This window comes from Liquorilactobacillus sp. (assembly GCF_047719775.1).
In the GTDB taxonomy this organism is placed as follows: domain Bacteria; phylum Bacillota; class Bacilli; order Lactobacillales; family Lactobacillaceae; genus Liquorilactobacillus.
Map to the genome: position 1 here is coordinate 96,088 of NZ_JBDNTS010000007.1, position 12,760 is coordinate 108,847.

Annotated in this window: 17 protein-coding genes; 14 read left to right on the forward strand and 3 right to left on the reverse strand. The window is 36.2% G+C overall.

Annotated features, from left to right (window positions below):
• The 7 genes from ftsY (at position 1) to rplS (ending at position 5,080) form a co-directional block, all read left to right on the forward strand.
• A complete protein-coding gene (ftsY, locus tag ABF682_RS05545) occupies positions 1–1,011 on the forward strand; it encodes a signal recognition particle-docking protein FtsY (RefSeq protein WP_289977515.1) in 1,011 nt (336 codons plus the stop codon).
• A gap of 24 nt (positions 1,012–1,035) precedes the next feature.
• Positions 1,036–1,374, forward strand: a complete 339-nt coding sequence (locus ABF682_RS05550) for a putative DNA-binding protein (protein ID WP_289977513.1) — start codon at positions 1,036–1,038, stop codon at positions 1,372–1,374.
• A 15-nt stretch (positions 1,375–1,389) separates the two neighbouring features.
• Positions 1,390–2,823 carry a signal recognition particle protein gene (gene ffh, locus ABF682_RS05555; RefSeq protein ID WP_415619212.1) on the forward strand — a complete coding sequence of 478 codons (1,434 nt, stop codon included), beginning with the start codon at positions 1,390–1,392 and terminating at the stop codon, positions 2,821–2,823.
• Between the two features lie 93 nt (positions 2,824–2,916).
• The gene (gene rpsP / locus ABF682_RS05560; RefSeq protein WP_003690523.1) at positions 2,917–3,189 is read left to right on the forward strand and encodes a 30S ribosomal protein S16; all 273 of its coding nucleotides are present in this window, start codon (positions 2,917–2,919) and stop codon (positions 3,187–3,189) included.
• A gap of 188 nt (positions 3,190–3,377) precedes the next feature.
• Complete coding sequence (gene rimM, locus ABF682_RS05565) at positions 3,378–3,887, forward strand: ribosome maturation factor RimM (protein WP_415619213.1); 510 nt, start codon at positions 3,378–3,380, stop codon at positions 3,885–3,887.
• Complete coding sequence (gene trmD / locus ABF682_RS05570; RefSeq protein WP_415619214.1) at positions 3,887–4,624, forward strand: tRNA (guanosine(37)-N1)-methyltransferase TrmD; 738 nt, start codon at positions 3,887–3,889, stop codon at positions 4,622–4,624. Before rimM ends, trmD begins: the two co-directional genes overlap by 1 nt.
• A 108-nt stretch (positions 4,625–4,732) precedes the next feature.
• Positions 4,733–5,080, forward strand: coding sequence for a 50S ribosomal protein L19 (gene rplS / locus ABF682_RS05575; protein WP_289977499.1), 348 nt, complete (start codon positions 4,733–4,735; stop codon positions 5,078–5,080).
• Positions 5,081–5,388: 308 nt separating this feature from the next.
• On the opposite strand, the gene ABF682_RS05580 is transcribed toward rplS, so the two are convergent.
• Together ABF682_RS05580 and ABF682_RS05585 are read right to left on the reverse strand one after the other, a co-directional pair.
• Positions 5,389–5,787 (reverse strand): ImmA/IrrE family metallo-endopeptidase, encoded by a 399-nt coding sequence (locus ABF682_RS05580; protein WP_289977382.1) that lies wholly within the window; start codon positions 5,785–5,787, stop codon positions 5,389–5,391.
• Positions 5,788–5,804: 17 nt separating this feature from the next.
• A complete protein-coding gene (locus ABF682_RS05585; protein WP_289977380.1) occupies positions 5,805–6,125 on the reverse strand; it encodes a helix-turn-helix domain-containing protein in 321 nt (106 codons plus the stop codon).
• 218 nt (positions 6,126–6,343) lie between these two features.
• On the opposite strand from ABF682_RS05585, the gene ABF682_RS05590 reads away from it, so the two are divergent.
• Positions 6,344–6,553 (forward strand): XRE family transcriptional regulator, encoded by a 210-nt coding sequence (locus ABF682_RS05590; protein ID WP_289977377.1) that lies wholly within the window; start codon positions 6,344–6,346, stop codon positions 6,551–6,553.
• Positions 6,554–6,692: 139 nt separating this feature from the next.
• Here ABF682_RS05590 and ABF682_RS05595 read toward each other — a convergent pair whose 3' ends face one another.
• On the reverse strand, positions 6,693–6,812 hold the full coding sequence (locus ABF682_RS05595) for a DUF4044 domain-containing protein (RefSeq protein ID WP_289977374.1): 120 nt from the start codon (positions 6,810–6,812) through the stop codon (positions 6,693–6,695).
• Between the two features lie 222 nt (positions 6,813–7,034).
• On the opposite strand from ABF682_RS05595, the gene dapG reads away from it, so the two are divergent.
• The 6 genes from dapG (at position 7,035) to ABF682_RS05625 (ending at position 12,758) form a co-directional block, all read left to right on the forward strand.
• Positions 7,035–8,234, forward strand: coding sequence for an aspartate kinase (gene dapG, locus ABF682_RS05600; RefSeq protein WP_415619215.1), 1,200 nt, complete (start codon positions 7,035–7,037; stop codon positions 8,232–8,234).
• A gap of 17 nt (positions 8,235–8,251) precedes the next feature.
• Entirely contained in the window at positions 8,252–8,593 is a 342-nt protein-coding gene (locus tag ABF682_RS05605; RefSeq protein WP_289977715.1) for a DUF3397 family protein, read from the forward strand.
• 231 nt (positions 8,594–8,824) lie between these two features.
• Complete coding sequence (gene mraZ, locus ABF682_RS05610; RefSeq protein WP_289977370.1) at positions 8,825–9,256, forward strand: division/cell wall cluster transcriptional repressor MraZ; 432 nt, start codon at positions 8,825–8,827, stop codon at positions 9,254–9,256.
• Positions 9,257–9,271: 15 nt separating this feature from the next.
• The gene (gene rsmH / locus ABF682_RS05615; protein WP_415619216.1) at positions 9,272–10,222 is read left to right on the forward strand and encodes a 16S rRNA (cytosine(1402)-N(4))-methyltransferase RsmH; all 951 of its coding nucleotides are present in this window, start codon (positions 9,272–9,274) and stop codon (positions 10,220–10,222) included.
• A gap of 17 nt (positions 10,223–10,239) precedes the next feature.
• On the forward strand, positions 10,240–10,614 hold the full coding sequence (ftsL, locus tag ABF682_RS05620; protein ID WP_415619217.1) for a cell division protein FtsL: 375 nt from the start codon (positions 10,240–10,242) through the stop codon (positions 10,612–10,614).
• Entirely contained in the window at positions 10,611–12,758 is a 2,148-nt protein-coding gene (locus tag ABF682_RS05625; RefSeq protein ID WP_415619218.1) for a penicillin-binding protein, read from the forward strand. Before ftsL ends, ABF682_RS05625 begins: the two co-directional genes overlap by 4 nt.
• Positions 12,759–12,760: the final 2 nt, after the last annotated feature.

Here is a 12,760-nt window from a genome sequence, read left to right on the forward strand (position 1 = left end):
ATGGGCTTTTTTGATAAACTTAAACATGTTTTTAGGGGTCAAGAAGAAGAGTCGCAGACTGTTGAAGAACAAAAGTATGAAAAGGGATTAGAGAAATCACGTAAAACTTTTGGTGATAAGCTTAATGAACTGTTTGCGAATTTTCGCAGTGTCGATGAGGAATTCTTTGAAGAGTTGGAAGAAAAATTGATTGAAGCCGATGTTGGCTTTGAAACTGCTGTTAAGATTAGTGGGGAACTCCAAGAAGAAGTAAAATTGCGCAATGTAAAAGATAAAAAAGATGTTTCTAATGCAATTATTGAAAAACTTGTTTCTTTATATGAGGCAGAAGGAACAACGGAAGATAATTCACTTCATTTTGCACAGAATGGACCAACTGTTTTTCTTTTTGTAGGTGTTAATGGTGTTGGTAAAACGACAACAATTGGGAAGCTTGCTCATAGATACCAGCAAGAGGGCAAGAAGGTTTTACTTGCTGCAGCTGATACGTTTAGAGCTGGTGCAATTGAACAGCTTGTCGAATGGGGAAGACGAGTAGATGTTGAAGTTGTGCGAAAACCGGAAAGAAGTGATCCAGCAGCCGTTGTGTTTGATGCTGTTCAAAAAGCCAAGAACGAAAACTACGATATTTTACTGGTGGATACTGCTGGTCGACTGCAAAATAAAGTTAATTTAATGAATGAGCTGGGTAAAATTGGACGGGTGATTACTCGTGAATTACCAGATGCCCCGCAAGAAGTTTTACTAGCTTTGGATGCGACTACAGGGCAAAATGCATTAACACAGGCAAAACAGTTTAAAGATGTTACAAATGTGACCGGGATTGTTTTGACTAAGTTGGATGGGACTGCCAGAGGTGGAATTGTTTTGGCAATTCGTAATGAATTACATCTTCCTGTTAAGCTTGTTGGACTTGGTGAAAAGATGGATGATTTACGTGATTTTGAACCAGTTGAATTTGTCTACGGACTCTTTAATGGGCTGGTTGAGACTCCAAAAGAGGAAAACTAATCTGATTGAGGCAGGTGACGAGCAATGGCAATTGAAAAGACAAATAGAATTAATGCCTTATTTGAATTTTACGAATCGCTTTTGACTAGTAAGCAAATGGAGTATATTGCTTTGTATTATCGAGATGACTATTCGCTGGGGGAAATTGCCGAAAATTATCAGATTTCGCGACAGGCTGTATATGATAATATAAGAAGAACGGAAACGATTCTTGAGTCTTATGAAAAGAAACTTCATTTATTGCGAAATTTCCAAGATCAAAGTCAGCGGACTGATGAACTTCAAAGTTATGTCCAGAAGAATTATCCAGATGATGAAGTTTTAAACAAATTAGTTGAAAAATTAGAAGAATTAGAAGAATGAAAGTTGGTGGATTAAGTGGCATTTGAAGGATTAACAGAGCGACTCCAAAATGCAATTGGCAAGCTTCGAAAAAAAGGTAAGATTAGTGAGGCCGATGTAAGAGAGGTTATGCGTGAGATTAGGCTTGCATTACTCGAAGCCGATGTGAACTTCCAAGTGGTAAAAGATTTTGTTAAGACAGTTAGAACTCGTGCAATTGGAGCGGAGGTGCTCGAGAGTTTAACTCCCGCACAGCAAATTGTAAAGATTGTTAATGATGAATTAACAAAAGTTATGGGCGAAGAAGCCGTCGCGTTAAACAAGTCTGATAAGATTCCAACAGTTATTATGATGGTGGGTCTCCAGGGTGCTGGTAAGACAACGACCTTAGGTAAATTAGCTTTAAAGTTAAAGAATGAAAAGAATGCTCGTCCATTGATGATTGCGGGAGATATTTACAGACCTGCAGCGATTGACCAATTGGAAATTTTAGGCAAGGGTATTGATGTTCCAGTCTTCTCTTTGGGAACTGATATTTCACCAGTTGAAATTGTTAAAAAAGGGTTGGAAGTAGCTGCTGAAAAGAAAAATGATTATGTATTGATTGATACAGCTGGTCGTTTGCAAATTGATGAGTTGCTGATGGATGAACTTGCTCAAATCAAGACATTAGCACAACCTAGCGAAATTTTGCTGACGGTTGATGCAATGACAGGTCAAAATGCAGTCGAAGTTGCCAAGGGATTCAACGAACAGTTGGACGTCACGGGGGTTGTATTAACCAAATTAGATGGTGATACTCGTGGTGGTGCTGCATTATCAATTCGTTCAGTTACTGGCAAGCCTATCAAGTTCATTGGTCAGGGTGAAAAAATGACAGATTTGGATGTTTTCTATCCAGATCGAATGGCCTCACGTATCTTAGGAATGGGTGATATGCTGACCTTGATTGAAAAGGCACAGCAAGATTTTGATGAAAAAAAAGCTCAGCAAATGCAAGAGAAGATGCGTGAGAATAGCTTTGATTTCAATGATTTTATTGACCAAATGGAACAAGTTCAAAAAATGGGACCAATGGAAGACGTCATAAAAATGATTCCTGGGATGGCAAATAATCCAGCAATCAAAAACTTGAAGGTGGATCCTAAAGATATTGATCATCTTAAAGCTGTAGTATATTCAATGACTAACGAGGAACGCGAGAATCCTGATTTATTCAACCCTAGCCGCCGAAGAAGAATTGCGGCTGGGTCAGGTCGTCCAATTCATGAAGTTAATAGAATGTTAAAGCAGTTTAATGAAATGAAGAAAATGATGGGGAAAGTCTCTAAAGGAAACTTTGAAGGAATGGAAGGAATGTTTGGTAACGGATTATCAGGCAAGCTTGCAAAGATGTCAATGAATTCGATGGCACGAAAGAATAAGAAACGCAAACTTAAGCGCCTAAAGAATAAAAAGCGTAAGAAATAAATTTTTTTGTGTCTGTCAAGAAATAATCCTTTACACCAAGCTGAATTACTGTTATATTATTAACGTTAAGAAAGTTAATAGGAGGTGTAGTTAATGTCAGTTAAGATTCGTTTAAAACGTATGGGTTCTAAAAAGCGTCCATTTTACCGTATCGTTGTTGCAGATTCACGTTCACCACGTGATGGTCGTTTCATCGAAACAGTTGGAACATACAATCCATTAACAGAACCTGAAAGTGTTACACTTAAGGAAGAGAATATTTTGAACTGGTTGAGCAACGGTGCACAACCTTCAGATACAGTACGTAATATTCTTTCAAAGAATGGTGTCATGAAGAAGTTTCATGATGCAAAGTTCAGCAAATAATAAAACTTATTGCATATAAAAAGACCCTTAATTGTAAACTTAACTTATGTGCTCTAATAGTTGATTGGTTTATAATAATTGGACTATAGTGCATGTTTGATTAAGAATTGTATATAATTAGTGAATCCCTTTAGATGAAGCAGTGATGTTTTATTCAGGGGTTTTCTTTTTTTTAAAGAGGTGAAATAATGAGCTTTTATGAAGTGGGACAGATTATTAATACTCATGGAATACACGGGGAAGTGAAGATTAAAGTAATTACTGATTTTGCAGATGAACGCTTTCAAAAGGGTAAACTGCTGTATCTACTAAGGCCTGACAAAGAACTTGCACTAAAAATAATTACGGTCCGTAGAGTAAAGCAATTTTATTTACTGTCTTTTGAGAATTACCAAGATATTAATTTAGTTGAGAAGTTTAAGGGACTTAAATTAGCAATTAAAGAAGAACAGCAACAGAAACTTACAGACAATAATTTTTATCATCATCAAATTATCGGTTTAAAGGTATTCGATGAAGAATTAAATGAGATTGGGATAGTTAGTGAGATACTCAGTCCGGGTGCCAATGATGTTTGGATTATTAAAAGGGCTGGTAGAAAAGAACTTCTGTTGCCAGCTATCCATGATGTTGTAAAAAAAGTTGATATTGCAAGTGGAAGTATAATTGTTGATTTGTTAGATGGGTTGGATGATTAATGAAGATTGATATTTTAAGTCTATTTCCGGAAATGTTCAAGGGCCCTTTGGAAGCATCTATTGTTGGTAAGGCGATTGAGAGTAAAATCATTGATGTTGATATTACAAATTATCGTGATTTTACAAGCAACAATCAGCGACATGTCGATGATTATCCTTATGGGGGTGGTGCTGGAATGTTATTACAAGCACAGCCAATTTTTGATGCTTTGGATTATGTTGAAACAAAAAATGAAGGATTAGGGAATGTAATTTTGCTTGATCCAGCAGGAAGACAATTCAATCAGAAAGTGGCAGAGGAGCTATCTGCAAAAGAGCATTTAACATTTATTTGTGGCCACTATGAAGGCTATGATGAAAGAATCAGGGAGAGAGTTACTGATGAGATTTCACTAGGAGACTATGTTCTGACTGGCGGAGAACTGGGAGCTATGGTGATAATTGATGCTACTACCAGATTATTGCAGGGAACCTTAGGCAACGAAGAGTCTGCGCCGGGAGATTCATTTTCAAGTGGTTTATTGGAGTATCCACAATATACAAGACCCGCGTCATATAGAGGAATGAACGTCCCAGAGGTACTTATTAGTGGAAATCATCAAAAAATTGCTGAGTGGAGAGAATATGAGTCTCTGAAGCGAACTTATTTACGAAGATCGGACTTACTTGCAAAATTAAAATTGACTGCACGACAACAAAAGATATTAAAAGATATAAAGAACAAACTTGAGAATTAAGAACTTGATAATACTTTTACGATATGATAAGATTATTGACGGCTATACGCCACATTAACGATATTCCGCTGTTGAGAGACAAGAATGTTGGCGAAAGGAAGAAATAAAATGAACCCATTAATCAAAAAAATTACAGAATCTCAGTTGCGTAGCGATATTCCGGATTTCCGTCCTGGAGATACTGTTCGTGTTCATGCTCGAATCGTTGAAGGTACACGTGAACGTATCCAGATTTTTGAAGGTGTAGTTATCAAACGCCGTGGTGAAGGTGTCAGCGAAACTTATACAGTTCGTAAGATTAGTAGTGGAATTGGTGTTGAACGTACATTCCCAGTTCACACACCACGTGTTGAAAAGATTGAAGTAATTCGTCAAGGACGTGTACGTCGTGCTAAGTTGTATTACTTGCGTGCATTGCATGGTAAAGCAGCTCGTATTCCTGAAAGACGTCGTTAATACGTGTAAAAGAAATTGTGCTATAAAGTAAGAGAGCTTGAATATTAACACAAATTACTAATATAGATAGGCAGTACAAGGTCGGGAAAATTTGAGTACTACTCGAAATTACGAACATAGCAGGCACTTTGCTATGAGTAATTCGAAGTTAGACGGAGAGTTTTGACTTATGGAGTATATTTATTTAGAATAAAAAAGTTCTGGTATTAGCTGATGAAAATCAGTTAATGCCAGATTTTTTTGCTTTACATTTTAAATAGTGTCCTGAATAAAGGAGAATCCCTTGTGTAATCTTGAATTTTATATATTTACAACACACTCTCGCCAATCAAGAAACGGACGCGATTTTCTAAATGCGCCGGAATCTCATATTTTTGCATAAAGGATACAATGTTGATCTCACTGTAGGGGATTTCATTATACAAATTAAATATAATTTGCAACGCATAATCATTAATTTTTGACTCAATTTTAAATTTTTGTGCAGGGGTTTGATTATATAAATAGAGATCAAGTGGATCCCCATAAATTAAATGAGCTAATTCATGTGCCAACTGAAAAATGAATTGATTGGGGTTATGCCAATTAGAATTCATGATAATACTTCTTAGATTATAAATAGCAACGGGTGGAGTTGTGGGAGCAAGTTCCTGCGTCCAAATAATTTTAATATGCTCTTTTTTTGCTAATTTTAATAATTCCTCCAATGGGCTACACACCTCGCTTATTTTGAAGGCTTGTTTCGCAATAGATGACGAATTATTTCAAGTTCGTCTTCAGGAATTTCTTTCCCTTCAAATGTAAGTACGCCATCGGGAACAGTTGCTAAATCAATTTTGCTTATATCTTTTTTAGAACTTCGACCAGTTAAGTAATCTAAGGAAACCCCAAAATAATCAGCGACTTTTTTGACGCGCTCAATAGATGGTGTTCGATGTGACCATTGATAAATCGTATTTCTTCCAAACCCTAATATTTCTTCAAGTTCATAAACGGAAATATTTCTTTCTTTAGCAAGTTGCTTAATTACTTCTAATGTATACATTTTAAAACTCCCAATAAATTTAATATAACTAAAAAGTTATAAAAACAATTGAAATCTAACGTATAAGTTAGTATAATTTACCTATTAACATAATGTAGAAAATAAAATTGATACATTAGTTAGGGAAAATTATTTTGATATTACTGATTGATTCTATAATAAGATGTGGTAATCGTCAAATAAGTTAGATAATTTATTAGTGAATTGGAGTGGTTAAAGTGGAGTATGATCTTACGGATGCAATATTATTAAGTCTAAAAAGAAATAAACGGATGAAACTAAAACCGAGTTCGCAGTCTGATATAGCCGATCATTTTGGTCTTTCTAAACCGTATGTAAACCAATTGATTAACGGTAGAGTTGCACCAACAGAAAATACTGATGAGTGGATTAAAAAAATTTGTATATATGCAGGCGTGGGTTCCTAGAACTTCAAAAGGAACTAAGAATAGAATATTTATAGCTAGCTCACAAGCTAATTCAATATAAATGTATCCAAAAAAAAGGGACACGTATTAACGCGTCCCTTTTTTGGATTTAGTATATATTTTTATGGAGTTCTAATAACTAATATCCCATTACTGAGAAGATTGCACTAAGAACTACGGTACCTAAAGTAACAACAATCATCAGCCAAACAACTACCATTGTAATTTTTTGAAATCGTGATTTTTTCTTCTTTGCCACAACAAAATTCACCTTTCGTATAAGCTTTACAATATACTATACTTTTTACTGTGAATTGTGTCAAACGGTCTTTGTTGGAAACTATGTATACAAAGACTTTCTAAAACAAATTGAATTTACATAAACTAACAATTATAATTGAATGAGTAAATCTAGTAACAAAATTTCATTTATTTGTAATTTAATAGCGACGACAATTGAAGCGAAACGAGGTAAAGAGTAATGGAGATCATGGTACAAAAATTTGGTGGGACATCGGTCCAAGATGATAAGGCACGGCACAAGGCACTTGAACATGTGCGTTATGCCTTAGAGAAAGGGTATAAAGTGGTAGTGGTTGTTTCTGCAATTGGAAGAAAAGGGGCACCGTATGCCACAGATTCGCTCTTGAATCTTGTAGATGCAGATCAAACGAGTTTGTCAGCACGTGAATTAGATATGATTGTCTCAGTTGGTGAGATTATCTCAACTGCTGTATTTACACAGTTATTAAAAAAAGAGGGCATTTCTGCAGCGGCAATGACTGGTCCAGATGCTGGCTTTAGGACTAACAATGATTATCAAAATGCTAAGGTTTTAGATGTTAAAACCGAAAATATCAATAAAGCCTTTTCTGAAAATGATGTAGTGATCGTGGCTGGTTTCCAAGGACTTTCGAGAGAAGGTCATATGTCAACTCTAGGCAGAGGTGGTAGTGACACATCGGCTGCACTTTTGGGGGCAGCTTTATCAGCTAAAAGAGTTGATATTTTTACTGATGTTTCTGGAATGATGACTGGCGACCCACGGCTTGTAAAGAAAGCTAAATTTTTAAAAAATGTGAGCTATGAAGAAGTTGCAAATATGGCACATGAAGGGGCAAAAGTTATTCATCCGCGGGCTGTTGAAATTGCACAGCAAGCGCATGTCCCATTGAGAATTCGTTCAACTTGGGACGGAGTGGACGAATTAGGAACACTAATTTCGGATAAGAACCTTGCCTTACAAGATTATCGGAGCGTCACAGGAATTGCTCATCAAGTTGGGTTGACTCAATTCAGTGTTTTAACAGAGAATCTTTCAGCTGATCAGGTATTTAACTTATTGGCAGATAATCATTTGAGTGTTGATTTCATTAATATTTTACCTGAAAAAGTGGTTTTCAACTTAAACCATGAAGAATCTGAACTAGCTAAGGAATTGCTTCAGAGTAAAAAGATTGTTCATACCTTGGTAGAAAACTGTGCGAAAGTGTCGATTGTAGGTGCTGGAATCATGGGTACACCTGGAATAGCAGCAAGAATTGTAACGGCTCTGGCCAGTCATGATATTGAAATCTTGCAAACAACAGATAGCTATACAACAATTTGGGTGCTAGTTAAGGCAGCCGATTTAGAAGTAGCAGTAAATGCGTTGCATGATACTTTTTTATTACGGGAGTAAGGGCATAGGTGATTGAGATGACATGGTATTATCAGTTACTGCTAATTCTAATTGTATTTTTGTCTTTAGTAATTCTGAAGAAATTTTTGCCTAGGAAAATTCGAAGAAAGCTTAGAATACCTTATTTAATGATTATTCCGGTGATATATTGTATTTTTATGACCTCACTAACACAACTGGAATTATCAGTAATCCCGTTCTTGTTTTTTGGATTAGGCTTACTAGGAATTATGATGACTCTGGTGTATGCATATATTGAAGGCGAAATAATCTATCGTGTGTTTTTTAAATCATATTTTCGTTTTTGTGGACTTGCGGTATATGGCTTATTTATCCCATTATTTATTCTTAGCATATAAGATTTATTGGTTTCAAAAGCTGTCTCAAACTTAATTGTTTGAGACAGCTTTTTTAGTATCTTAATGCATTGAAGAATTTTCTAATTACGAAAGTTTTTGTCTATTAAAAAGTTGTTTTAGAGGTTGAAAAGAGAATTTAATAATTAAGTGGTAATTTGTGGGTGAAAAAGTGGTGTGAAGTGGGGAAATGTGGTAGTATCAAAATATAGTAGTGTCAAGGGGGTGTCTTACATGTTTATGGGTGAATATCGGCACGCAATTGATGAGAAGGGGCGCTTGATTATTCCTTCAAAGTTTCGTGAAGATTTAGGCGAAGTCTTTGTAATAACGCGTGGAATGGATGGCTGTTTATTTGGATACCCTGAATCTGAATGGAACATTTTGCAAGAAAAGCTGCAGAAACTTCCACTCACAAAAAAAGATGCCCGTTCATTTGTAAGATTTTTTTATTCCGCAGCTACTGAGTGTGAATTTGATAAGCAAGGAAGAGTAAGTATTCCAAAGTCACTTCGCAGTCATGCTTCACTTGATAAAAAGTGTGTTGTTGTGGGCGTCTCAAACAGATTTGAAATATGGTCTGAAGCACGGTGGGATGACTTCTCGACAGAAGCAGAAACTAACTTTGATGAAATTGCTGAAAATATGATTGATTTTGGTCTTTAATAATGGGGGATTAACGTGGCAGACTTTGGACATACAACTGTTCTATTGAATGAAGCAGTAGAAGGATTAGCAATTAAACAAAATGGTATCTATGTTGACTGTACTTTAGGTGGTGGCGGACATAGTGGATTAATTGTTTCTAAGCTTTCTGAAGAGGGACATCTCATATCCTTTGATCAAGATCAAACAGCCATTACATACAATCAGAACAGGTTTAAAGACGAGTTGATTTCTGGAAAGGTTACCTTCGTAAAAGCAAATTTCAGGTTTCTTAATGCAAAATTATTAGCGGAGGGTATTACTAGCGTAGATGGGATTTTATATGACTTAGGAGTCTCATCACCACAGTTTGATAATGCAGAGCGCGGATTCAGCTATCGTTATGATTCTAAGCTTGATATGCGAATGGATCAGGCTCAAGAATTGACCGCTGAAAAGATTGTTAATGAATGGTCATATGAAAAGTTAGTTCGTATTTTCTTTAGATATGGCGAGGAAAAATATGCTAAATCGATTGCTAGAAGAATAGAAAAAGAGAGACAAGTTGCTCGAATTGAAACAACTGGTCAACTGGTTGAACTGATAAAAGAGTCGATTCCTGCCAGGGCAAGGCGTACAGGTGGACATCCAGCAAAAAAGGTTTTTCAGGCAATTAGAATAGCCGTTAATGATGAACTTGGGGCGCTGGAACAGTCATTGGAAGAAGCTTTGGAACTGATTGAGATTGGCGGAAGAATTAGTGTCATTACGTTTCAATCGCTTGAAGATCGACTAGTTAAGTCAATCTTCAAGGAAAAGAGTGAAGTGCAGGATATCCCACAAGGCTTGCCAGTGATTCCCGATGAATTACAGCCGAAGTTTAAATTAGTATCACGAAAGCCGATTCTACCGAGTGAAGAAGAACTACTTAACAATCATCGAGCGCATTCTGCAAAATTGAGAGTGATTGAAAGAATAAAAAGATAATAAAGGATGTGAAGAAAATGGCACAAAATACCGCAAGACAATTAGAAACAACACTCCCTAAACGACAAGAACAAACAGCACCAATACATAAGAAACAACCAAAAGTAAAAAGCACTCGAGTACCATTTTCAGGATTTGAAATTATGAGTGCAATATTATTGAGTCTATTATTCATGGGAATGATGATTTTTGTGGTGTCTTCCAAGGTGAGCCTTTCAAGTACTCAATATAAATTACAGAATGTGAATCAAAAAATTGTCGAGATTCAAAACGATAATGTTAATACAAAACAAGAAGTTAGTGAACTTTCAAACAAAAGTAGGTTAATGAAGGTTGCACAAGATGCAGGTTTAACCATAAATGATAATTCAATAAGGAATGTTTCAAAATGATTAAAAAAAATGGACGAGAAACAATAAAGCGAAGACAGCAAAATAGGAAACGATTCGGTCGATGGATTTTCTTTAGCGTTGCAATCATTTTCGCAATGTTTATCGGTCGTTTTTTTTATATTGCAATTTTTCAATCTGTGGATCATGTGAATTTGAGAAAAAGTGTAGCTAAGCTGTATGCCAGTAAGACTGAGATAAAGGCCCAGCGTGGAACGATTTATGATGCTGATAATCAACCAATTGCAGAAGATACTTCAACTTATACAATTTACATAGTTTTATCAAAAACCGCCGTAGCATTTGGAAAAAGAGAATATTTGGCTGATAAGGATAAAGATAAAGCAGCAAGGGTTTTAAGCAAAAATTTATCAATTTCATATGCACAAGTTAAGAAAGCTTTGAATCCAGAGAATCAAGATACATACCAAGTAGAACTTGGAAACGCCGGAAAAAACATTTCACTTGAAACTAAAAATAAGATTGAAGCTGCTAACATAAAGGGAATTAACTTTACAGAAGCGCAAGCTCGACTCTATCCTAACGGGACTTTTGCTTCTCAGTTAATAGGGATTGCTGAGAATAATAATGGAAAAATAACTGGCGTCATGGGACTTGAAAGTCAATATAATAAATTGTTGACAGGTATAAATGGAGTAAAAAAATTTGAGAAGGATATTAAAGGAACACCTATTCCTGGTTCAAAAATAAAATCTAGGAAGGCCAAAAATGGCAATAATGTTTATACAACCTTGGACTCAAGGCTGCAAACTTACTTAGAGACCTTGATGTCGCAAGCACAAAGTAAGTATCATGCAAAAGAAATGAATGCTGTTTTGATGAATGCAAAAACAGGTGCAATCGTTGCTGCAACTCAACGGCCGACTTTTAATGCGCAAACCAAGACTGGGTTGAGCGACATGTGGCGTGACACCCTAGTGGAAGATGGATTTGAACCTGGTTCCACTATAAAAATTTTGACGATGGCAGCGGCAATCAATAGTGGAAAATACAATGCAAATGCAACTTATAAATCGGGAACTTATAAGATTAATGGACAGACAGTGAGTGATTGGTATCCAAGTGGATGGGGCAATATCACTTATCGTGATGCCTTTATTCGCTCGTCTAATGTCGGAATGGCACATTTAGAACAAATGATGGGAGCCAAGAGTTGGCTGAAATATATTAAACGCTTTGGATTATTGAAGTCGACAAATTCAGGGCTTTCAAATGAGGCTAAGGGTAGTATAGAATATAAATATCCGATTGACCAAGCGAATACTGCATACGGACAGGGAATAACTGTAACAGTATTTCAGATGCTTCAAGCATTTTCAGCAATCACTAATAATGGTAAAATGGTAAAGCCACAGTTAGTTCGAAAAATTGTGAATCCTAATAATGGAAAAACAGTTTACAAATTTAACAAAAAAGTTGTAGGACATCCGATTAAAGCCTCAACCGCAAAAAAAGTGTTGAGTATGATGCAAGATGTTGTTTATAATCAAAATGGTACAGGGAGTGCTTTTAAAATTGATGGGTACCGGATTGGGGTGAAGACTGGGACTGCACAAATTGGCGATAGTACAGGAACAGGATATCTCAAAGGAGAAATGAATTATATTTTCTCTGTCGCAGGAGTGGCACCTGCAAATAATCCAAAATATATTTTGTACATCACTATGAAGCAACCAACAACTTTTGCTGGTGGAACTTCAGGCCAGATGTTAGCCAGCGTGTTTAATCCGCTCTTAAAACGTGCACTCGACGAAAATTCTGGACAAACTGCAAGTAATACACAAATTGCAATAAAAAATTATATAGGTAAGAATGCTACAAGTATAAAAGCTACGTTACGAAATGCTGGATTATTAGTTACAGAAGTTGGGAATGGTAATAAAATCACGGCACAATCAGAAACAGCTGGAAGCACCTCTTTGTCTGGAGAACGAATAATTTTAATGACAGATGGGGAAAAGGTGATGCCTGACTTGACGGGATGGTCTAGAAGTGATGTCGTGAAACTTGGCAAACTACTAGGAATTAATTTTGATATTGAAGGTTCAGGCTATGTCAGTGAACAAAGCCTGGCTGCCAATAAATCATTGGATGGAACTACAAATATTATGGTAAAGCTTAAATAGGG